The 22,132-nt window shown below is 71.5% G+C and carries 19 protein-coding genes; 10 read left to right on the top strand and 9 right to left on the bottom strand.

Annotation, left to right across the window (positions count from 1 at the left end):
* Positions 1–151 precede the first annotated feature (151 nt).
* The 3 genes from ABD747_RS15650 to ABD747_RS15640 all read left to right on the top strand — a co-directional run bounded on the left by ABD747_RS15650 (position 152) and on the right by ABD747_RS15640 (position 4,602).
* Complete coding sequence (locus ABD747_RS15650) at positions 152–1,750, top strand: ABC-F family ATP-binding cassette domain-containing protein (protein WP_344806183.1); 1,599 nt, start codon at positions 152–154, stop codon at positions 1,748–1,750.
* 173 nt (positions 1,751–1,923) lie between these two features.
* The gene (locus tag ABD747_RS15645; RefSeq protein WP_344806181.1) at positions 1,924–2,604 is read left to right on the top strand and encodes a helix-turn-helix domain-containing protein; all 681 of its coding nucleotides are present in this window, start codon (positions 1,924–1,926) and stop codon (positions 2,602–2,604) included.
* Between the two features lie 111 nt (positions 2,605–2,715).
* Positions 2,716–4,602, top strand: a complete 1,887-nt coding sequence (locus ABD747_RS15640) for an ABC transporter ATP-binding protein (RefSeq protein WP_344806179.1) — start codon at positions 2,716–2,718, stop codon at positions 4,600–4,602.
* Between the two features lie 13 nt (positions 4,603–4,615).
* Here ABD747_RS15640 and ABD747_RS15635 read toward each other — a convergent pair whose 3' ends face one another.
* From ABD747_RS15635 to ABD747_RS15620, 4 genes are all read right to left on the bottom strand, one after another.
* Positions 4,616–5,437: a putative RNA methyltransferase gene (locus tag ABD747_RS15635; protein WP_344806177.1), complete on the bottom strand. Its 822-nt coding sequence runs from the start codon at positions 5,435–5,437 to the stop codon at positions 4,616–4,618.
* A gap of 6 nt (positions 5,438–5,443) precedes the next feature.
* A complete protein-coding gene (locus tag ABD747_RS15630) occupies positions 5,444–6,205 on the bottom strand; it encodes an SDR family oxidoreductase (protein WP_344806175.1) in 762 nt (253 codons plus the stop codon).
* Positions 6,206–6,385: 180 nt separating this feature from the next.
* Positions 6,386–7,243, bottom strand: coding sequence for an SURF1 family cytochrome oxidase biogenesis protein (locus ABD747_RS15625; RefSeq protein WP_344806173.1), 858 nt, complete (start codon positions 7,241–7,243; stop codon positions 6,386–6,388).
* A complete protein-coding gene (locus ABD747_RS15620; RefSeq protein WP_344806171.1) occupies positions 7,218–7,505 on the bottom strand; it encodes a DUF6457 domain-containing protein in 288 nt (95 codons plus the stop codon). The genes ABD747_RS15625 and ABD747_RS15620 overlap by 26 nt, the downstream gene beginning before the upstream one ends.
* 76 nt (positions 7,506–7,581) lie before the next feature.
* Between ABD747_RS15620 and fdhD the strand changes: the two genes are divergently transcribed.
* Positions 7,582–8,424, top strand: a complete 843-nt coding sequence (gene fdhD, locus ABD747_RS15615; RefSeq protein WP_344806169.1) for a formate dehydrogenase accessory sulfurtransferase FdhD — start codon at positions 7,582–7,584, stop codon at positions 8,422–8,424.
* Between the two features lie 36 nt (positions 8,425–8,460).
* A complete protein-coding gene (gene moaA / locus ABD747_RS15610; protein WP_344806167.1) occupies positions 8,461–9,537 on the top strand; it encodes a GTP 3',8-cyclase MoaA in 1,077 nt (358 codons plus the stop codon).
* Between the two features lie 216 nt (positions 9,538–9,753).
* Here the strand turns inward: moaA and ABD747_RS15605 are convergent, their stop codons facing one another.
* Together ABD747_RS15605 and ABD747_RS15600 are read right to left on the bottom strand one after the other, a co-directional pair.
* The gene (locus tag ABD747_RS15605) at positions 9,754–9,987 is read right to left on the bottom strand and encodes an acetone carboxylase (protein ID WP_344806165.1); all 234 of its coding nucleotides are present in this window, start codon (positions 9,985–9,987) and stop codon (positions 9,754–9,756) included.
* The gene (locus ABD747_RS15600; protein ID WP_344806163.1) at positions 9,984–10,430 is read right to left on the bottom strand and encodes a DUF3099 domain-containing protein; all 447 of its coding nucleotides are present in this window, start codon (positions 10,428–10,430) and stop codon (positions 9,984–9,986) included. The genes ABD747_RS15605 and ABD747_RS15600 overlap by 4 nt, the downstream gene beginning before the upstream one ends.
* A gap of 56 nt (positions 10,431–10,486) precedes the next feature.
* On the opposite strand from ABD747_RS15600, the gene fabG reads away from it, so the two are divergent.
* From fabG to ABD747_RS15575, 5 genes are all read left to right on the top strand, one after another.
* Positions 10,487–11,224 (top strand): 3-oxoacyl-[acyl-carrier-protein] reductase, encoded by a 738-nt coding sequence (gene fabG / locus ABD747_RS15595; RefSeq protein ID WP_344806161.1) that lies wholly within the window; start codon positions 10,487–10,489, stop codon positions 11,222–11,224.
* Positions 11,225–11,279: 55 nt separating this feature from the next.
* Entirely contained in the window at positions 11,280–12,050 is a 771-nt protein-coding gene (gene fabI, locus ABD747_RS15590; protein WP_344806159.1) for an enoyl-ACP reductase FabI, read from the top strand.
* Positions 12,051–12,071: 21 nt separating this feature from the next.
* Positions 12,072–13,787, top strand: a complete 1,716-nt coding sequence (locus tag ABD747_RS15585; RefSeq protein WP_344806157.1) for a Mur ligase family protein — start codon at positions 12,072–12,074, stop codon at positions 13,785–13,787.
* Between the two features lie 162 nt (positions 13,788–13,949).
* On the top strand, positions 13,950–14,336 hold the full coding sequence (locus ABD747_RS15580; protein WP_425562542.1) for an ArsR/SmtB family transcription factor: 387 nt from the start codon (positions 13,950–13,952) through the stop codon (positions 14,334–14,336).
* Entirely contained in the window at positions 14,333–15,262 is a 930-nt protein-coding gene (locus tag ABD747_RS15575; protein ID WP_344806155.1) for a cation diffusion facilitator family transporter, read from the top strand. Before ABD747_RS15580 ends, ABD747_RS15575 begins: the two co-directional genes overlap by 4 nt.
* A 44-nt stretch (positions 15,263–15,306) precedes the next feature.
* On the opposite strand, the gene ABD747_RS15570 is transcribed toward ABD747_RS15575, so the two are convergent.
* From ABD747_RS15570 to ABD747_RS15560, 3 genes are all read right to left on the bottom strand, one after another.
* Positions 15,307–16,185: a universal stress protein gene (locus ABD747_RS15570; protein WP_344806153.1), complete on the bottom strand. Its 879-nt coding sequence runs from the start codon at positions 16,183–16,185 to the stop codon at positions 15,307–15,309.
* A 390-nt stretch (positions 16,186–16,575) separates the two neighbouring features.
* Positions 16,576–19,383, bottom strand: a complete 2,808-nt coding sequence (gene cphA, locus ABD747_RS15565) for a cyanophycin synthetase (RefSeq protein WP_344806151.1) — start codon at positions 19,381–19,383, stop codon at positions 16,576–16,578.
* A 128-nt stretch (positions 19,384–19,511) separates the two neighbouring features.
* On the bottom strand, positions 19,512–22,130 hold the full coding sequence (locus tag ABD747_RS15560) for an Ig-like domain-containing protein (protein WP_344806149.1): 2,619 nt from the start codon (positions 22,128–22,130) through the stop codon (positions 19,512–19,514).
* Positions 22,131–22,132 lie beyond the last annotated feature (2 nt).

Genomic DNA, 22,132 nt, shown 5'->3' with positions numbered 1-22,132 from the left:
GATGCGGCCTGACACCGCGCCGACTGCCATGGTTAGTGTGCATATGCAGTCGTACGGACGGAAGGTTTTATTTCGGCGGGACGTGCCGGCCGCGTCCGGGGCGCGGCTCGATGGCCGTTGCGTTAGGCAGTCCCAACTAGCATGGTCCCTCGTGTTGGTCGCGAGGGATCTGGAGATACGTGCCGGGGCGCGTCTGCTGCTGGAGCACGCCTCGTTCCAGATCGCGGCCGGGGACAAGGTGGGTCTGGTCGGTCGCAACGGGGCGGGCAAGACGACCCTGACCAAGGTGCTCGCCGGTGAGGGCCAACCGGCCGCAGGCGGCGTGACCCGCGGCGGTCCGGTCGGTTACCTGCCGCAGGATCCGCGCACCGGTGACCTCGACATGCTGGCCAAGGACCGCATCCTCGCCGCTCGCGGGCTGGATCACGTGCTGTCGCGGCTGGACCGGGCCGGCACCGACATGGGCCATCACGACGACGAGGTCCGCGAGTCGGCGATGCGGAAGTACGCCCGGGCCGAGGCGGAGCTGGCGGCGGCCGGCGGCTATGCGGCGGAATCGGAGGCGGCCCGGATCGCGGCCAATCTGGCCCTGCCCGAGCGGGTGCTGCACCAGCCGCTGCGGACACTGTCCGGCGGTCAGCGGCGACGGGTCGAGCTGGCCCGGATCCTGTTCTCCGGCGCCGACACACTGCTGCTGGACGAGCCGACGAACCACCTGGACGCCGACTCGATCGTGTGGCTGCGTGGATTCCTGCAGACCTACGCCGGCGGCATCCTGGTGATCAGCCACGACACCGGGCTGCTGGAGTCGACGGTCACCAAGGTGTTCCACCTGGACGCCAACCGGGCCGAGCTCGACCTGTATGCGATGGACTGGAAGCGCTACCTGCAGCAGCGGGAGACCGACGAGAAGCGCCGCAAGCGGGAGCGGGCCAACGCCGAGCGCAAGGCCGACCAGCTGATGGCGCAGGCGGACAAGATGCGGGCGAAGGCGACCAAGGCCACCGCCGCGCAGAACATGGCACGCCGGGCCGAGCGGCTGCTGTCCGGGCTGGAGTCGGAGCGGGCGGCCGACCGGGTCGCCAAGATCAGGTTCCCCGAACCCGCGCCCTGTGGCAAGACGCCGCTGACCGCCTCGGACCTGTCCAAGTCGTACGGCTCGCTCGAGGTCTTCACCGGTGTTGATCTTGCCATCGACAAGGGCAGCCAGGTGGTCGTGCTCGGCCTGAACGGCGCCGGGAAGACCACCCTGCTTCGCATCCTGGCCGGGATCGAGGCGTCCGACACCGGCGAGGTGGTGCCGGGTCACGGGCTCCGGCTCGGCTACTACGCGCAGGAGCACGAAACGCTGGACGTCCGGCGCAGCGTGCTGGCGAACATGAAGACGGCCGCGCCGCAGCTGAACGAGACCGACGTCCGCAAGGTGCTGGGGTCGTTCCTGTTCTCCGGCGACGACGTGGACAAGCCCGCCGGTGTGCTCTCGGGCGGGGAGAAGACCCGGCTCGCGCTGGCGATGCTGGTGGTGTCGAGCGCGAACGTGTTGCTGCTGGACGAGCCCACCAACAACCTGGACCCGGCATCGCGGGCCGAGGTGCTCGCGGCGATCCGGACGTATCGCGGTGCGGTGGTCCTGGTCACCCACGACGAGGGCGCGGTCGATGCCCTCGACCCGGACCGGGTGCTGCTGCTGCCCGACGGCGTGGAGGACCTGTGGAGTCCGGAGTACGCCGAGTTGATCGCCCTCGCCTGAGGCTCCGGGTCGGCCGTCAGCCGGGTTCTTGCCGATCACCCGTTGCGGATGATCTTGCGATTGACGCACATTTCTCGGCTCCAGCCGTTGCCAGATGATCTTGACAAGTCGATCATTGGAACTGGCCCGTCGTCGAGCGCCCGAGCTCGGGGACTTGCGAGGATGGAGGAAAGATGGCGGCTACCACGCTGGCCAAGGGCTCTCGGATCACCGGTGCGCAGCGCAGCACACTGGCTTCGAACTTCGCGAAGCGGTACGCAGCGGGAGACAGCATCCGGAAGATCGCAGACGACGCCGGCCGATCGTACGGGTTCGTCCACGGAGTTTTGAAGGAAGCCGGAGCGCCCCTGCGTGGGCGTGGCGGAGCCACCCGTGGCGCGGCGAAGAAGACCACCAAGAGCGCTCCGGCCAAGGCGCCCGCCAAGAAGTCGCCGGCGGCGAAGGCTACCCCGGCCAAGGCGGCCGCACAGTCGCCCGCCGTCAACCAGAGTGCCGTCAAGAAGAGCGCAGCCAAGAAGGCGACGGCCACCAAGAGCGCGGGGACCACCTCGACCAAGGCGACCACGGCCAAGGCCACCAAGTCCGCGCCCGCCAAGAAGGCGACGAAGGGCACCGCCACCAAGGCCACCGCCACCAAGGCCACGGCCACGAAGGCGACCAAGGCCGCGCCGGTCAAGGCGGCCAAGGTGACCAAGGCCGCGCCGGCGAAGGCGGCCAAGTCCGCACCGGCGAAGGCGGCCAAGGCGGCGCCGGCGAAGGCGGCCAAGTCGGCACCGGCCAAGAAGGCGTCCGCGGCGAAGAAGTCGTCCCCCGCCAAGAAGGCTGCCACCAAGAGGGCCGCGAAGAAGTCCTGACCGCTGCACCCGGCATCGGCTCCACCTCGACCACGGTCGAGGTGGAATGTCGGTGCGCCCGCCTACGTTTGACCCGGCGCGCAGGTTCGCGCGGAGGAACGAGGTGGGTCCATGTCGATCATGGGTGGTGGGATGCGCGGCGGTGGCGCCGGGCTGATGCGCCGGATGTCCGGCGGCGATCCGGAGTTGACCGATCACCGGCTCTCCCGGGGCGTGCTCCGCCGCACCCTGCGGTTCGCCCGCCCGTTCCGCCGGCTGATCCTGTTCTTCCTGGTGCTGGTGATCATCTCCTCGGCCCTGGTGGTGGCGCCGCCGCTGCTCGCACGATCGATCATCGACGACGGCGTGTTGGCCGGGAACCGCACCGTCGTGATCGAGCTGGCCGCCGTGGTCGCGCTGCTGGCGGTGGTCCAGGCGGTGCTCGGCCTGGTCCAGCGCTGGTGCTCGGCCCGGATCGGTGAGGGCCTGATCTACGACCTGCGGACGCAGGTCTTCGACCACGTGCTGCAGATGCCGATCGCCTTCTTCACCCGGACCCAGACCGGCAAGCTGGTCTCCCGGCTCAACTCCGACGTGATCGGCGCCCAGCAGGCGTTCACCTCGACGCTGTCCACCGTCTTGTCGAACATCATCAGCCTCGTGCTGGTGCTGGGCGCGATGCTGGTGCTGAGCTGGCAGCTCACCGTCGCCGCCTTGATCATGGTGCCGATCTTCTTCATCCCGGCCCGGATGGTCGGGTCCCGGCTGGCCGGGCTGACCCGGCAGCAGATGCAGTTCAACGGCGACCTGGCCGCCGGCATGACGGAGCGGTTCAGCGTCAGCGGCGCGTTGCTGGTGAAGCTGTTCGGGCGGGCCGGTGAGGAGCACGATCGGTTCGCCCAGAAGGCGGGCGCCGTCCGCGATGTGTCGGTCCGGATCGCGATGAACGGCCGGGTGTTCATGGCCTCCCTCGGCCTGCTGAGCGCGCTGGCCGCGGCGCTGGTCTACGGCGTCGGCGGATCGCTGGCGATCAGCGGCGTGCTCACCGTCGGCACCCTGACCGCGATGACCGGGCTGCTGGCTCAGCTGTACGGGCCGCTCACCTCGTTGACCAACGTCCGGATCGACGTGATGAACGCTTTGGTCAGCTTCGACCGGGTGTTCGAGGTGCTGGACCTGGCGCCCGGCATCGCCGACCGCCCGGGGGCGGTGCCGGTCGGCCCGGACGCGAGCGTCGAGTTCTCCGGGGTCGGCTTCCGCTATCCGACCGCCGCCGAGATCTCGCTCGCCAGCCTGGAGTCGGTCGCCGCCCTGGACGCCCGTCCGGAGTCAGCCGTGCTGACCGACATCTCCTTCCGTGTCGAGGCGGGTCAGACCGTCGCGCTGGTCGGGCGCTCGGGTGCCGGGAAGACGACGATCACCCACCTGATCGCCCGGCTGTACGACGTCCAGACCGGATCAGTGCGGGTGGCCGGCACCGACGTACGCGATCTGCGGCTGGACTCGCTGCACGCCGCCGTCGGCTATGTCACCCAGGACGCGCACATGTTCCACGACACGATCCGGGCCAACCTGAGCTATGCCAAGCCGGACGCCGGCGAGGCCGAGATGCGGGCCGCGCTCGCCGCCGCCCGGATCGGGGATTTGGTCGACGCGCTGCCGGACGGCTTGGAGACGGTGGTCGGCGAGCGCGGCTACCGGCTCTCCGGCGGTGAGCGCCAACGGCTGGCGATCGCCCGGCTGCTGCTGAAGGCGCCGCCGATCGTGGTGCTGGACGAGGCCACCGCCCATCTGGACTCCGAGTCCGAGCTCGCCGTCCAGCGGGCCCTGGACGCGGCGATGGAGGGCCGGACCTCGATCGTGATCGCCCACCGGTTGTCCACCATCCGCGACGCCGACCTGATCCTGGTCGTCGACGACGGCCGGATCGTCCAGCGCGGCCGTCACCTCGACCTGCTCGCCGCCGGCGGCCTCTACGCCGAGTTGTATCGCACCCAGTTCGCCGAGTCCGCGCTCTGATCGCCCCCGCCGGCTACCGGTCGCGTCGTGACCAGAGCCGAAGCTCCACCGAGACGGTCACCTCGGCGTCCGCCGGTTCCGGCCGCTCCGGGGTCGGGTGGAACGCGTTGGGTCCCATCGCGATGGCGTCGGCGACGACCGGGGCGGCCCAGCGGTCGTGGCGGTCCAGCCGGTGGGCGGCGAGCGGCACGAACCGCTCGGACAGCGCCGCGGCCAGCCGGCCGGCCTTGGCGGGCTGCACGTCCAGCAGCCCGTACGTCCGGCGCAGCTCGGCCAGGTGCTTCTCGGTCGGGGTGATCGTCAGCAGCCGCCCGGCCGGCGCCAGCACCCGGGCGAACTCGACCGGGTTGCGGGGCGCGAAGTTGCTGATCACCGCGTCGACCGCGGCGTCGCGCACCGGCAGCCGGCGCCAGACGTCGGCGACCACGGCCCCGAGTCGGAGATGGGTCCGCGCGGCCCGCCGGGCGGCTGCGGTGGAGACGTCGAGTGCGATCCCGAGCGAGCCGGGGCTCGGGTCGAGCAGCCGGCTCAGCAGGCGTCCCGTGCCCGCGCCGGCATCCAGGATCCGGGCCGGCTCCGGCCCGAGCAGGTCACGGGCGGCGTCGGCGATCGGGTCGTACGTCCCGGCGGCCAGGAACCGTTCCCGGGCGGCGACCATCGCGACCGTGTCGGCGTTCGGCGGCTGGGCGGCCGCGAGCAGGTTGAGGTAGCCCTGGCGGGCGAGATCGAAGCGGTGCCCGTTCGCGCAAACCACCGCGCGTACGTCCTCCTCCGCGTTCAGCGGGTGTGCGCAGTGCGGGCAGGCGAGCAGGTCGACGATCTGAGCGATCCCCACGGACGGTCAGAGGGTGCGCAGGGCGCCGCCCTCGATCGGGATGACCGAGCCGGTGACGTAGGAGGCGGCGGGGGAGAGCAGGAATGCCGCGATCCGGCCGAATTCCTCCGGCTCGCCGTAGCGGCCGAGCGGGATCGCGCGCTCCGCGGCCTCCCGGGCCGCCGCCGGGTCGGGGAACAACGAGTCGAGGTGCTGCACGCGTTCGGTCTCGATCCGGCCCGGGGCGAGCCCGACCACTCGGGTCCCTTGCGGTCCGAGCTCGTCGGCGAGTTGCTTCACCAGCATGCCGAGGCCGGGCCGGAGGCCGTTCGAGGCGGCCAGCCCCGGGATCGGCGACTTGACCGAGGTCGACAGCACCCAGGCGATCGCCAGGTCGCTCGCGGTGCCCCGGGCGACGACCGCGCGGGTCAGCCGCAGGGCGGCGAGGAAGACAGAGTCGTACGCCTCCCGCCACTGCTCGTCGGTCGTGTCAAGCACGCTGCCGGCCGGCGGTCCGCCCACGCTCAGCATCGCGCCGTCGAGCCGCTGCCAGCGGTCCAGGGCGAGGTCGCAGACCCGAGCGGCGGTGTCCGGTTCGGCCAGATCGGCGGTCAACGCGGCCGCCCGGTCGTCACCGAGGTCGGCGACCGCCTCGGCCAGCACGTCCTCCCGGCGCGCGACCAGCACCACCCGGGCGCCCTCGCGCACCAGCACCCCGGCGGTGGCCCGCCCGAGCCCGCTGCTGGCGGCCGTCACCACGAACACCCGATCGGTCAGCCCGAGGTCCATGCGCCCGAGCGTATCCCGTGCGTCGCTCGGCTCGGCTCCTCGCCGGTCTGTCCGGTGCTGGCCGCGCGGCTGCGGCACGTGGCCAGCGGCATCTTCGCGCGAGTTCCACCCACTTCGCGCGTCGCGCTGGACGAGCGAAGTGGGTCGAAGTCGCGCGAAGATGAACACCGGGCCGGGGCGTCAGCCGGCGTTGTTGGCTCCCGGTGGTGGTGGGGGTGCTCCGGGTGCCTTGGCTCGGGCGGCCGCCTCACGGGCGAGCCGGCGGTCCTTCAGGTCGCCGCGGATGAACACGACGATCCCCGCGATGCCGATGCCGGTGAACATGAACCACTGGACGGCGTACCAGAAGTGCGGGCCGTTGGAGATCTCGGGCAGCACCAGCGGCTGGAAGTCCCCGCTCTGCGGCGGATCGACGGTGATCGCGCTGATGTAGCCGTCGGCGATCGGATAGGGGATCGCCGGCTGCAGTGCGGCCGAGTTGATCAGCCGGACCTGGTTGCCGTTCGGCACGATCGCGCCCTTGCGGCCGTTCTCGCTGCGCTGGACGTACCCCACGACGTGCACCTGGCCGCTGGGCGGCGCCGGTGCGGCGGTCGGGATCTGCTGGCCGCCCGGCAGCGTGACGAAGCCGCGGCTGACCAGCACCGCTCCGGTCGATGTCTGCAACGGGGTGAGGATCTCGTACCCGCTGTCGTCGCCGTTGTTGCGATAGCGGACGACGAACTGGTGCCCGGCGTCGAACGTGCCGGTGGCCTGGACCCGCTGCCAGGTGTCCGCGTCGGCGATCGGATGGTCGAAGACCTCCGCGTACGGCCGCACCGCGGCGTGCTCGTTCGCCACCGTCGTGGCGTTGCGGGCCTGGCGCTGGTGCAGCCGGTCCAGCTGCCACTCGCCGAGGTTGACGAACACCGTGCCGAGCACGGCCACGAAGACCACGAGCAGGACCCAGCGCAGCCACAGTCGCCGCAGTGTCGGCGGTGACTTCGGCTCGTCGGCTCCCGCGCCGGGCCCGTCAGCCGGCTTGGTCAGGGTCGCCATCGGCCTCGCCGTCGATCTGTGTCGCCGGCCCGTTCAGGCCGAGCAGGAGCCCGGTGGCCTTCGCCGCTGAGGCGCCGAGCGTCTCGCCGCGACCCACCGCCACCCCGATCAGGAACGTGGTCAGCGGCGCCGCCATCCGTTCGACCTCGTGCGCGGCGTCGCGGGCAAGGTCCAGCACGGTGTGCAGGGCGTCGTTGTCGAACTGGATGTCGGCGACTCCGAGTTCGGCGGAGAGCCGCTCGATCCAGGTGTCGATGTCCATCGTCTCGCCCTCCGCGATCGCGCTGCCCGCGTGCTTCCGTGCCCGGCCGCTTGGTCCGGGCTGACAGGATGATCCTATGGGGCGGGTCACAACCAGACATCCGGTGCTGCACCTCGGGCCGGACTCCGCGCGTCAGCGGATCGAGGTGCTGGCCGTCGAGGAGCCGCTCGAGATCCGGCTGGACGGCTCGCGGTTCGTCGTGACCATGCGCACACCCGGCGACGACGTGGACCTGGTCCACGGCCTGCTGCACGCGGAGGGAGTCATCGCGACCGCGGCGGACGTGAGCACGGCCCGCTACTGCGCCGGCGCCGACGCCGACGGGCGGAACACCTACAACGTGTTGGACGTCCGGCTGGCCGCGACCGCGACGCCGGAGGCGGTCAGCGCGCGACCGGTGGTGACCAGCAGCGCGTGCGGGATCTGCGGCACCGACAGCATCGAGCAGCTCCAGCGCCGCAGCCGGTACGTTCTCGGACCGGCCGAGCCAGTGCCGCAGGAGGTCGTCGAGGCGGGCCCCGAACGGCTGCGCGAGGCGCAGCGGGCGTTCGTCCAGACCGGTGGCCTGCACGCCGCCGGCCTGATGAGCGCCGACGGTGCGATGGCTTGCGTCCGCGAGGACGTGGGACGGCACAACGCCGTGGACAAGGTCGTCGGCTGGGCGATCCGGCAGGGCCGGCTGCCGCTCACCGAGACCGTGTTGGTGGTGTCGGGACGGGCGTCGTACGAGCTGACCCAGAAGGCGGTGCTCGCCGGCATCGGCATCATGGTCGCCGTCTCGGCCCCCAGCTCGCTGGCCGTCGAGCTGGCCGCGGCCGCCGGGCTGACCCTGGTCGGGTTCGTCCGCGGCGCGAGCATGAACGTCTATACCCACCCGGACCGGATCGTGGCCCGGATGCCCGGCCATCTCGTCCGCTGAGTCGCGGGTGTCGCCATCGGCGCCTAGAGTGAAGGAATGACCGCCCTGCTGCCGTTCCCTCGCGTGCGTAGCGCGGCGGCGACCGGGGAGCACGCGTCGCCGACCGCGAAGGTGCGCGCGCTGTCGGACGGATACGGCCGGGTGGCGACCGACCTCCGGGTCTCGCTGACCGATCGCTGCAACCTGCGCTGCACGTACTGCATGCCGGCCGAGGGTCTGCCGTGGCTCGCCCGCGACGAGCTGCTCACCGACGATGAGACGCTGCGGCTGGTCGACATCGGGGTCCGCCTGCTCGGCATCGAGACCGTCCGGCTGACCGGCGGCGAGCCGCTGCTGCGGCGCGGGCTGGAACACCTCGTCGAGCGGATCGCTGAGCTCCGGCCGCGACCGACGATCGCGCTGACCACGAACGGGATCGGGCTGGCCGAGCGAGCCGGCGGGCTGGCCGGCGCCGGCCTGGACCGGATCAACATCTCGCTGGACACGTTGCAGCGGGAGACATTCCGGCGGCTCGCCCGGCGGGACCGGCTGACCGACGTGCTCGCGGGCGTCAACGCGGCTCGCGCGGCCGGGCTGACGCCGGTCAAGATCAACGCAGTCCTGATGCGCGGCGTGAACGACCACGAGGCACCCGACCTGCTGCGCTGGGCGATGGCGGAGGGCGTCCAGCTCCGGTTCATCGAACAGATGCCGCTGGACGCCCAGCACGCCTGGCAGCGGGAGAACATGGTCACCGCAGACGAGATCCGGGAGCGGCTGTCGACCGCCGTCGACCTGGTCGAGGACGAGGACGACGCCCGCCGTCGCGGCAGCGCCCCGGCCGAGCTGTTCCGGGTCGCGGGCACCGAGCACCGGGTCGGCATCATCGCGTCGGTCACCAGGCCGTTCTGCGGCGCCTGCGACCGGGTCCGGCTGACCGCCGACGGGCAGATTCGCAACTGCCTGTTCGCCCGGACCGAGTCCGATCTGCGGGCGCCGCTGCGCGAGGGCGCCTCCGACGAAGAGATCGCCGACCGCTGGGTGCTCGCCGTCCGCGGCAAGCGGCCCGGTCACGGCATCGACGACCCCAGCTTCCTGCAACCCGACCGGCCGATGTCGGCGATCGGCGGCTGATCCGCCTGTCCTGACCGGCGGCCGGTTGCTCCCTGACCTGCCACTCGCCGGTGCTTCCGCCGCCGCCCGGACTCCACTTCGCTCGGGCCACCGCTACTTCGCCCGCCCTCGACGGCGCGCGAAGTAGCAGTAACTCGCGCGAAGTCGTCAGTCGAGAAGCTCCGGGCTGCGGTCGGGGAGCGGATCACCCGGCGAGGCCGCCGCGTTGGGGCGGCGTCACCCTTCTAGCGGTACGACCTCGCAGAGGAAGCCGCGGGCACTGAGGAAGGCCGACAGCGACTCCTGGTGCTCGGCGCAGGCGAGCCAGTGCTTGCGCCGCGACGGGGTGTGGATCTTCGGGTTGTTCCAGCGCAGATCGAGCTTCGCCTCGGCCCGGCAGCCCTTCGCCGAGCAGATCAGCCCGTCCGGTCCCGCCGGCAGCGGGTCGACACCCTCCAGGGCGTCGGTCACGCCACCCGCCGGTCGCCGGGCGTCGGCGGCGAGTCCGCCCCGGCCGGCCCCGACCGGTCCTGCGCCGAGCCGGCGGACCCGTCGGCGGCCTCGCCCTCGACGTCCTGCTCGCCCGGCACGATCCGCTCGTCGCCGGCGGTCAGCTGCGGCAGATCCTCCGGCTCGCCCTGCTCGACCGGCTGGCTCGACCGGCCGCGGCTGTCGACCTGGTTGGCGAAGACGACCGCGACGTACGGCAGCAGGACCGCGCCGGCGAACAGCACCCAGCGCCACACGCCAGGCACGAACAGCATCGCCAGGAAGCATGCGGTCCGGAAGCCCATCGTGATCATGTAGCGCTTCTGCCGGCGCCACTGCTCCTCGCTGGCGCCCGGGCGCGCGTCGGTGATCACGGTCACCGGCCAGGCCGAGTGAGCCGCGGACTGACCGCCTCTGCCCGTCACCGTTTCACCCTACGCCTGCTCGCCACACGCGATACTGGGTCGGTAGGTTGAAGCCCGTGACGACGACGCCCCGATCCGCAGAGTCCGCCTCGTCCCGCACGGTCCTGGTGACCGGCGGCAGCAAGGGCATCGGCCGTGCGATTGCCGAGACGCTGCATGCGGCCGGTCATCGGGTGGCGGCGACCTACCGGAGCGGGGACGTACCGGCCGGGGTGCTCGGCGTCGAGTGCGACGTGACCGACGCCGCCCAGGTGGACGCCGCGTTCACCCAGGTCGAGTCCGCACTCGGCCCGGTCGAGGTGGTGGTCGCCAACGCCGGCATCACCCGCGACACCCTCGTCCTGCGGATGAGCGACGAGGACTGGGACGCGGTCATCTCGACCAACCTGACCGGCTCGTTCCGGGTGGCCAAGCGGGCGACCCGGGGGATGATGCGGGCCCGGTTCGGCCGGCTGATCTTCATCTCCTCGGTGGTCGGCCTGCTCGGCTCGGCCGGACAGGTCAACTACGCCTCGTCCAAGGCCGGGCTGGTCGGGATGGCCCGGTCGCTCGCCCGCGAGCTCGGCTCGCGCGGGGTCACCGCCAACGTGGTCGCGCCCGGCTTCATCGTCACCGACATGACCGCCGAGCTCGGCGAGGACCTGGTGAAGAAATACTCCGAGCAGATCCCGCTCGGCCGGATGGGCAGCACCGACGACATCGCGGGCGTGGTGGACTTCCTGATCAGCGACGCGGCGTCGTACGTCACCGGAGCGGTGATTCCGGTGGACGGCGGGCTGGGGATGGGTCACTGAGTAGTTTCGTCCGCCGAAGCGGATCTGGATGCGGTAGCGAGGAGAGAGGACAGTAGTGGGAATCCTGGAGGGCAAGAAGATCCTCGTCAGCGGGGTGACGCTGGACACCTCGATCGGCTTCCACGTGGCGCGGATCGCCCAGGCGGAGGGTGCCACGGTGGTGGTGTCCAACTTCGGCCGGGCGATGAGCCTGACCGGCCGGGTGATCAAGAAGCTCGATCCGGTGCCGCCGTTGCTGGAGATCGACGTCACCAACGCCGACCACCTCGCCGGACTGGCCGACGAGTTGGGCAAGCACGTGGACTCCCTCGACGGGATCGTGCACTCCCTCGCCTTCGCCAACCCGGAGACCGCTCTCGGCGGGAAGTTCTTGTCCACACCGTGGTCGGACGTGTCGACCGCGCTGCACGTCTCGGCGTACTCGCTCGCGTCGCTCACCATGGCCTGCAAGCCGCTGATCACCGGTCCGGCGTCGGTCGTCGGGCTGACCTTCGACGCGCGGGTGTCCTGGCCGGTGTACGACTGGATGGGCGTGGCCAAGTCGGCGCTGGAGAGCACCAGCCGCTATCTCGCCCGCTACCTCGGGCCGGAGGGGATCCGGGTCAACATCGTGGCCGCCGGGCCGCTGGAGACGCTGGCCAAGAAGGCGATCGGCGGGGCTGAGGAGTTCAACCAGGTCTGGGGCGAGCGGGCGCCGATCGGCTGGGAGCCGAGGGACATGGAGCCGACGGCGAAGGCGGTCGTCGCGCTGCTCAGCGACTGGTTCCCGAAGACGACCGGCGAGATGATCCACGTCGACGGCGGCCTGCACTCCACCGGCGCCTGAGCAGACCTGCGGCGTACGAGGATGGCCGGCTCGCTGCTCGAGGTCCGGCTGCTGGACGGACCGAACCTCTATTTCCCGCGACCGGCGGCGAAGGCCACCTTCGACCTGACCGGCCTGCTCGGGCTGCCCGAGACCCAGGGTCGGGCGTTCGCCGAGGACGTCGGGATGTCCCGGGCCCGGCCCGGTCCCGCCGACTCCGCCTTCCGGCAGCGCTTCGCCGCCCGGGCCGTCGCCCACCTGGTCCGCAGCATCGCCCGGTCGGGCGGGGTGACCCGGCTGGCGGTACGTTCCCGGCCGGGCTCGACCACCAGCGAGCTGGTGGTCGCCTATCCGTGGCGGAACGAGGGCAAGGCGGAGGCCCTGGCGCAGGCGGTGGCCCTGGTGCTCGACGGCGTCGGCGCCGACCGGCCGGTGCCGGAACTCGTGGCCGCGGCGGGTGAGTTGCTGGCCGCCGCACCGCGCGGCGGCGCACCGAGGCTGCTCTGGCCGAAGATCCCGGTGGTCGCGATCACCGGCACCAACGGCAAGACCACCACGTCGCGGATGCTGGGCCACATCGCCCGGCGAGCGGGGAAGTCGGTCGGCTGGTCCAGCACCGACGGGGTGTACATCAACGGCGAGCTGGTCGAGGCGGGGGACTACTCCGGGCCGAGCGGCGCGGGCCGGGTGCTGTCCTATCCGGGAATCGAGCTGGCCGTCACCGAGACCGCGCGCGGCGGCATCCTGCGGCGGGGCATCGGCGTCGCCTACAACGACGTCTCGGTGGTCACCAACATCTCCGCCGACCATCTCGGGCTGGGCGGGATCGACACCCTCGACCAGCTGGCCGAGGTGAAGGCAGTGGTCACCAAGATCACCAAGCCGACCGGCTGGTGCGTGCTGAACGGCGACGATCCGCGGACGTTCGCGATGCGGCTCGGCACCAAGGCGCAGGTCTGGGTGTTCACCCGCGACCCCGACTCGCCGAACGGGCGCGCGGTGATCGACGCCGGTGGCCGGGTGACCACGGTGCTGGACGGCTGGATCGCCGTGCTGCGGCCGGGCAACGACCCGCTGCCGGTGATCGAGGTCGCCGACGTACCGATGACGCTGGCCGGGCTCAGCCGGGTCAACGTCGAGAACGCGCTCGCGGCGACGTCGGCGGCACTGGCGCTGAGCTTCTCGGTGGCGCAGGTGGCCGACGGGCTGTCCTCGTTCACCCCGGCCGAGAACCCGGGCCGGATGAACATCTGGACGGTGCCGCTGGACGGCTCGGCCGCGGGTGGAGGCGCCAGCGTGTCGGTGGTGATCGACCTGGCCCACAACGAGGCCGGCCTGGAGGCGCTGCTGGAGATCCTGAACGGGATCCGCCCGCAGGGTGCTCGGATCCTGCTCGGGGTCGGCACCGCGGGCGATCGGGGCGACGACGTCTTCGTCCGGCTCGGCGAGATGGCCGGGGTCGGAGCCGACGTGGTCGCGATCGTGCAGAAACCGGAGTACCTGCGCGGCCGCTCGACAGCGCGGGTGGCGGAGCTGATCGGCGAGGGGCTCGCCCACGCGGGCATCGAGGACGTACCCGAGTTCGGCAGCGAGGTCGAGGGTTGTGCCTGGCTGGTGGCGCAGGCCCGACCTGGAGACGTGGTCGGCCTGATGGCGCACGAGCAGCGCGAGCAGCTGGACCGGTGGCTCGCCGAGCACGGCGGGGTGCGCGACGACGCCGACGCGCTCCGGGCGAAGGTCCGCGCGGCCCGCATCTGACCGGGTTTTGACGCGAATCTGCCGCTCGATGGCCGGAACCGGCCCGAACAAGCCCGATTCCGCGATCGAGCGGCACTTTCGCGTCAACACGTGGGGAGCAGTCGTGGGGAGAGTGGCCGAGAACACCTTGACGGGAACGACGCGGAGCGATTTCATCGTTCTATGACGATGGATCGAGCGGTGGCGGACCTGGGGTCGGCGGCGGACGCGTCCGCCGAGGCGCCGTCCGCGGCGGTGTATCTGTTCCGCAGTCTGGCCGACCCGGCTCGCCTCACCATCCTGCGCCACCTCGTGCTCGGCGAGCACCGGGTGGTCGACCTGACGGCGCACCTCGGCCTGGCGCAGAGCACCACCTCCGCGCACCTGGCCTGCCTACGCGACTGCGGGCTGGTGGCATCCCGGACCGTCGGCCGTTCGTCGATGTACTACCTGACGGTGCCCGACGAGCTGTTGGAGCTCCTCGGAGCGGCCGAACGCCTGCTCGGCGCCACCGGCGATGCGGTGACGCTCTGCCGGACTCATCGTGCGCCGGAGGTTGAAGCCTCGTGACGGGCGGCCACTCGCACGGCCACTCACACGGGCCGGCCACGGCGACCGGGCGCCACCGCAAGCGGTTGATCGTGGTGGTCGCCATCACCGCCGCGGTCTTCGTCATCCAGGTCATCGGCGGCCTGCTGTCGGGCTCGCTGGCGCTGCTCGCCGACGCCGGTCACATGCTCACCGACTCGACCGGCCTGATCATCGCGCTGGTCGCCAGCGTGCTCGCAGCCCGGCCGGCGACGGCCGCCCGGACGTACGGGCTGCAGCGGGTGGAGGTGCTCGCGGCACTGGCCAACGCGTGCCTGCTGATCGCGGTCGCCGTCTGGGTGCTGGTCCGCGCCATCGACCGCTGGAGCCAGCCCGAGGACATTTCGACCGGGCTGATGCTCGGCGTCGCCGTGGTCGGCGCGGTGGCCAACACGATCGGACTGCTCATCCTGCGCGGCGGCAAGGACGAGAGCCTGAACCTGCGCGGGGCATATCTGGAGGTGCTGGGCGATCTGCTCGGGTCGCTGACCGTGGTCGCCGCCGCCATCGTGATCATGCTGACCGGGTGGACCCGGGCCGACTCCGTCGCCTCGATGCTCATCTTCGCGCTGATCGTGCCGCGCGCGTTCGGGCTGCTGCGCGACGTGGTCGACGTGCTGCTGGAGGCGACCCCGCGCGGCATCGACCTGGCGGTGATCCGGACGCACATCTGTGAGGTCGACGGTGTCGTCGACGTACACGACCTGCACGCCTGGACGATCACCAGCGGCGTGCCCGTGCTCTCGGCTCATGTCGTGGTCGACGCGACGTGCCTGGCCGCCGGCCGGACCGGGGAGGTGCTGGACCGGCTGGGCGAGTGCCTGTCGGACCACTTCGACGTCGCTCATTGCACCTTCCAGATCGAGCCGGAGGGTCATTCCGCCCACGAGGCGGCGCACCACGCCTGAGCCCCGGCCCGCCCGGATGTCTCGGCCCGATGCCTCGGGCGTGGTCAGGCGGTCGGGACGATGATCAGCGGGCAGTGTGTCCGCTTCATCACCGCATGGGCGACCGAGCGCGTCCAGGCGGTCGGCCCGCCTTGATGTGTCCGGCCGACCACCGTTGCGCACGCGTTGATGGACAGCCGGACGAGATGCTCCTCGGGCGCGCCGCGGACCACCAGGGAGGTGATCTCGACGTCGGGGTGGGCCTGTCGGGCGGTGGTCACGATCGTGTCGAGGTCGGACTCGTGCTCAGCTACCTCGTCGGCGTCGGCGAAGTACGGGATCGCGTGCAGGGCGAGCACGCCGGTCCGGCTGCGCCTGGCCTCGGCGATCGCCTCGGCCAGCGGGGCCGGTGACGTGTCGTCACCGCTGACGGCCACCACCACCGGCGGCCGTCCGAACTGCCGGGCGTGCCACGGTGCCGGAACGACCACCACCGGGCAGTGCGCCGAGGACGCTAACCGGGCCGCGATCGAGCCGAGGGTCATCCGCTCGATCAGGCCCGCGGTGTCCTGCCCGACCACCACCAGATCGGCCTCGTCGGACATCACGCCGAGCATCCGGGCCGGGCGCGCGGTGCTGAGCACCGTCCGGACGGGCACCGTCGTGGCGGCGCGGATCCGCCCGGCCAGGTCGTCGACCAGGCCCCGGGCGCGCTCCACCGCCTCGGCATGGAGCCGGTCGACGGTCGGGTCGTGGGTGCCCGTGGGCCAGCCCTCGTAGGCATGGGCGAGCACGATCTCGGTGATCGGGGTGTGCTGGGCGAGCTCGGTGACGTAGGTCACCGCCGCCCGGGACTCCGCGGAGTCGTCGACCCCGACCAGGATGCGCGGGCTCTCCTCGACGTCGGTGACGCGGGCGCTCGTCGCGCGTGCTGTGCTGGTCATCTCAGATCCTCCTTCCGGTCCCTCTCGGTTCCGGGTACGTCGTCGGGGACCCCTGAGTCGATCCGGCGACTCTTCTCCTACCCTCGACTCTTCCGCACCCAGCCGCGCTCGGGCAGGGCCGATCGTCCCTGACCCGCGCGACTTCGGACCGGACCTTGCCCGGGGCTCCGCCGGGCTGATCCCGCCCCGTGGCCAGGCCCTCCCACTCCGGAAAACTGTGCGGTGGTTGCAGTGCGCGTCGGCGTGTCGCTGCGAGAACTGCACAGTTTCCGGAGTGGGTGAGCGGGTGAGTCCGCGCCTCGAGGGGGTGGCGCGGCCGAGGGGACTGGCGCAGCCGAAGGGGCCGCGCCTCCGAGGAGAGTGGCGGGGCCGAGGGGGTGGCGCGGGCGGTCAGGGGTTGGACGGGATGAAGTCGGGATCGGCGACTGCGTTGTCCAGATCGCCTTCCCGCTGCGGCCGGGCGCCCGGCTGCGCCTGCTTGCCGTACGACTCCAGCACGCTCATCACCGCGGCCGTCTGATCCACGCAGATCACGATCAGGTCGCCCGGGTTGGAGACGGTGATCGCGTGCCGGGTGGCCTCCAGCTCGTCCAGCACGATCTCCAGCTGCTTGCACCGGACGCCGTCGCCCAGCGCCCCGCGAACCCCCTCGGCGACCAGCTCGGCGACCCTGCCGCGGGCCCGGCCGCGCGGGTTGTTGTCCTCGCGGACGATCACCACGTCGAAGTGGCGAGCGGCCACCTCGCCGAGCTCGATCATGTCGGAGTCCCGCCGGTCGCCGGCCGTGGCGATCACCCCGATCCGGGTGATGTGGCCGAGCTCGGTGGTCGCGTCCAGCGCGTCGCCGGTCTTGTCCACGAAGTCGCCGAGCATCCGCAGACCCGGCGCGTTGTGCGCGTAGTCGACGATGACCGTCCGTCCCTCGACCTGCACCTCGTTCAGCCGGCCCGGTGCCAGGTAGTAGTTGGTGGAGAAGGTCCGCAGTCCCTGCCGGATGTCGTGCAGCGAGGCGCCGGCGGCGAAGGCTGCGGCGGCGGCGGCCATCGCGTTCTGAACGTTCATCGTCGCCCGGCCGCCGAATGTGGCCGGCAGCAGATGGGTCCAGGCCAGCTGCATCGAGCGGCGGCCCTGCTTGACGATGATCATGTCGCCCTTGTCGCTGTGCTCGAGCACCACCGCGGTGCCGCCGCGCCGGCAGTGATCGTCGACGGACGTCCTGATCTCGCTTCCCGGCTCGGACATGGTGAACCAGATGATCCGGCCGGAGCAGCGCCGGCGCATCGCGCGGACCAGCGGGTCGTCGGCGTTGAGCACGCCGAACCCGTTGCGGGGAACGGCTTCCACGATCACGGCCTTGACGTCGGCGAGCTGTTCGAGGGTGTCGATCCCGCGCAGGCCGAGATGGTCGGGCTGCACGTTCAGCACCACGCCGACGTCGTTGCGCTCATAGCCCAGGCCCTCGCGCAGGATGCCGCCGCGCGCGACCTCGAACACCGCGAAGTCGACCCGCGGGTTCTGCAGCACCATCTTGGCCGAGCGTGGGCCGGAGGCGTCCGCGCGGATGATCAAGCGCTCGTCGACCACGACGCCGTCGGTGGAGGTCATCCCGACCTTCTTGCCGATCCCCTTGAAGATATGGGCGATCATCCGCGAGGTGGTGGTCTTGCCGTTCGTGCCGGTGACCGCGACGATCGGGATCCGGCTCGGCGCGCCCGGCGGGAACAGCATGTCGATCACCGGCTTGGCGATGTACTGCGGATCGCCGATTGTGGGGTGGGTGTGCATCCGGAAGCCCGGCGCGGCGTTCACCTCGACGATGCCGCCGCCGGTCTCGCGCACCGGCTGGGTGATGTCGGGCGCGATGAAGTCGATGCCGGCGATGTCGAGGCCGACCACCCGGGCCGCCTCCTCGGCGATCTCGATGTTCTCGGGGTGCGCCTCGAACGTGCGGTCGATCGAGATGCCGCCGGTGGACATGTTGCCGGTCAGGGTGAGCAACACCTGCGTGTCCTTCGGCGGGACGTCGTCCATCGCATAGCCCTGGTCGGCGACCAGGTCGATCGCGGCCTGGTCGACCTTGATCCTGGTCAGCACCTTCTCGTGACCGACGCCGCGGCGGGGATCGGCATTGGTGCGCTCGACCAGCTCGGTGACCGTGGACGTACCGTCGCCGATCACGTGCGCCGGCACCCGCTCGGCGATGGCCGCGATCTTGCCGTCGATCACCAGGCAGCGGTAGTCCTTGCCGGTGACGAACGTCTCGACGATCACCCAGCCGTTGCGGGACTCGTCGTAGGCGACCTGGTAGGCGGAGCGCACCGCGTCGTCGTCGCGCAGGTCCAGCATCACCCCGCGGCCGTGGTTGCCGTCCAGCGGCTTGACCACGACGGGATAGCCGATCCGGTTCGCCAGCCGGACCGCGTCGTCGACCCGGCGGACCGACTGCGACCGCGGCACCGGGAGGCCGGCTGCCGACAGCAGGGTGAGCGTCAGCTCCTTGTTGCTGGCGATGTCCACGGCGACCGAGGACGTGTTCGACGTCATGGTGGCGCGGATCCGCTTCTGGTGAACGCCCTGGCCGAGCTGGACCAGCGACGACGTGTTCAGCCGGATGTAGGGGATGTCCCGGCTGACCGCCTCGTCGACCAGCGCCTGGGTGGAGGGGCCGAAGGCCGACCGCTCGCCGCGGACGATGAACCGCTCCAGCTCGGCGTCGAAGTCGAACTCGGGATCGTGCTCGACCAGGTCGTTCACCAGCCGGACGGCCAGCTCGCCGGCAGCCTGCCCGACGCCCTCGTCGAAGTAGGCGTAGATCACGTTGTAGCGGCCGCGCTCGCCCTTGACCTGGCGGGTCTTGCCCCGCCGCATGTCGTGGCCGACCTCCTGCTGGAGCTGCAGCGCGACGTGCTCGGCGACGTGGCCCAGCCAGGTGCCCTCGTTCAGCCGCTCGACGAACCCGCCGGTACGTCCCCGGCTGCAGGTGTGGTTCCGCAGCCCGGGCAGCCGCTCCAGCAGGCCTTCGGTGAAGCCCGGGATCTGGTCGGTGGGGAAGTCCTCGAGAATGCCCAGATCGACCACCAGGTGGATCGCCGGCTCGTAGTGCCACACGTTCGGTCCGCGATAGACCCGGCTGGAGACGATCTTCAGGTCGGGACGGGGGGCCGGGGACTCATCGATCGGTGCGGCGCTGTCGCTCACCTGGGGCTCCTCACGAGTGCTCGCAGTCTGGTCGCGGTCTGGGAGCGATCCTTCCACCCGGGTCGCCCGGTCGAGGAGGTGGTCGGCGCCGGCGCTCGCCGCGGCGCAGGGACGAGTCGGGAGGACCCTCAACGCTTGCCCGGGGCGGCGCGCACCTCCACGGCGGTGTAGTTCCAGCGGTCCGTCGTGGGCGCCTTGTCGGCGATGGTGACCAGTCCGGCGCGGTTCGTCGGCTTGGCCAGCGACTGCACCCAGAACGTGCTCCGCGCGCCGGTGTCCCGCCATTGGTGCTGGAGCAGCTGGCCCGCGACCGGGACCCGGGCCACCGCCCGATCCCAGTCGTTTCCCACGGCGAACACCCAGGACGCATCCGCGACCGCCGGCAGATAGATCGACGGCGCGCTGCTCGGAGCACCGGCGGCGCCGGCGACGCCGGTGCCGCTGGTGTTGCGGAGGGCGATCACGGTGAGCATGCCGTCGTAGCCGGACTGCGCGGCCTTGACCGTGATCCGCTTCTTCTTCAGCGTCTTGGTGACCCGCGCCGACCAGATCTCCGACACCCCGTGCTGGGTGTTCGACCGCTTGACCAGGGTCCAGTGCAGCCGCGCGCCGGACACCCGCGCGGACTGGGTGGCCCGGGACGGCCCGTCGAAGGCCACGAATGCGAGCAACAGCTCACCGCGGTGCCTGGTCGTGATCGTGCCGGTGGTGATCTTGCTCCGGCCGTGCTTGCTGGACTTCTTGTCGATCACGATCTTGGCCGGCGGCGGCCCGGAGTTGTCGACCGTGACGGCGACGCCCCGAGAGACGCCGATGTTGCCCGCGCTGTCGGTCGCCCGGGCGGTGATCGTGTGCCGCCCCTTGCTTGCCGTCGTGGTCCGCCAGGCGAGCGCGTACGGCGGTCTGGTGTCAGGCGAACCGATCTGCTTGCCGTCGAGATAGAAACGTACGGCGCTGACCGCGGTGTTGTCGGCCGCCGTGGCGCCGATGTTGACCGTCCCGCGGACCCTGGCGCCGGGCTCGGGGTCGGTCACCTTCACGACCGGTTTCGTCGTGTCCACCGAGGCCGGCACGACCTCGACGGCCGAGAGGTTCCAGCGCGCTCCCGCCGGTGCGGGGTCGTCGAGGGTGACGACGCTGCCGGCCGCGCCGGAGGGCCCGGTGCGCGACTGGGCCCAGAAGGTGTCGCCCACCCCGGTGTCGAGCCACTGGTGACGAATCTCCTGGCCGCTGCCGGCCGTGCGGCCCGCGGCCTGGTTCCAGTCGTTGCCGGCACCGAACGTCCACGACCCGGCCCGGCTGGTCTTCAGTGCGACGCCGGGCGTGCCGGACGCCGCTCCGGCGCCGGCCGAGCTGCCGGTGCCGGCCGCGCCGTGGAAGGCCAGCACGGTCAGTGACTGGTCGTAGCCGCCCTGTTGCGGGGTGGCGGTGACGGTGATCGCCCCGGCACCGGCCGGGACACCCGCCCGCCACACCTCGCTGGTTCCCGGCTGCCCGTTCGCCCGGCGGACCAGCGACCAGGACAGACCGGCACCGGACACGACCGAGGTCTGGGCTACGTCCGCCGGCCCGTCGGAGCTGACCAACGCCAGCAGCTGGTCGCCGGCGGCCAGGCCGCTGCCGAGCTCCGCGGTCTGCGCGTCGCGCCCGTCCGCGCTCACGCTGCGGATCACCGACAGGCCCGCCCCCGGCTGCGGCGCGGCGTTGGACACCGAGACCGCGGCGACTCCGGTGTTCCCGGTGCGCCCCGAGCTGTCGATGATGCGCGCCGACAGCCAGTGCTCGCCGTCGACGACGTGCGCGGTGTTCCAGCCGAATGTCCACGGTCCGGACGAGGCGGTCGAGCTGCCGATCACCTCGCCGTCGGCGACGAAGTCCACCCGGCGGACGTTCGCCGTCGGGCTGGTCACGCCGAGCCGGACGGTCCCCGACAGCACGGCACCGTTCGCCGGCGTCGTGAACGCCCCGGTCGGTGGCGTCGTGTCGGGGTGGACGACCTGGCCGACGGTCACCGAGCCGTTCCGGATCGTGACCTTTACGTCGGTCTCGTTGTTGCTCTCGTCGGCTTCGATGATGTCGTTGTTCGGGTCGCTCATCGCCTTGAACCAGTACGTCCCGTCCGGCACGCCGTCGATCGGGATGGCCTGGCCCGGGTCGCGGTAGTCGTACTCGTCGGCGCCTCCGACGGAGATGCCGCGCAGCCCGCTCGGATCGGCGCAGCTGCTCCGCGAGCCGATGAAGGTGCCGCTGTGCTCGATGGTGGCGTTGTAGATGTAGGAGTCGTCGATGCAGAAGCCGACCTTCGGCGACAAGGCAACGGCCGCGCCCGGACCGCCGCCCGGCGCGAGCGCGTACAGACCGAAGCTCGCGAGCGGGAAATGGAAGTGCCCGTGTTCGGCGTGGTACACGAACACGTCCGGAACCCGAACCTCCCGCAGCTGGGACCAGGTGCCGGCGGAGTCGTGGGTGAACAGTCGTTGCCGGCCCCGGTAGCCGCCGATCGACTGGTCGTAACTCGGCTGGATCTCCAGCGGCCCGGGCCCGGCGTCGTAGATCAGATGGGTGTAGCGGAATTCCCGATCGGCCCCGGAGCCGACCACCGAGAACGAATCGGTCGGGATGATCGTCTGCAGGTCCGGTCGATGCTCCGTGCCCGCCGGGGCGGCGGATGAGGCGGGTGCGGACAGCCCTGCGGCGACGAGCGTGATCGCGGTGATCGAGCCGACGAGACGGCGGAACGAGAGCATGA

The organism is Microlunatus ginsengisoli, from assembly GCF_039537205.1.
GTDB lineage: Bacteria > Actinomycetota > Actinomycetes > Propionibacteriales > Propionibacteriaceae > Microlunatus > Microlunatus ginsengisoli.
Note: the sequence above shows the minus strand (reverse complement) of the source record. Positions and strands in the feature narration are given on the sequence as shown.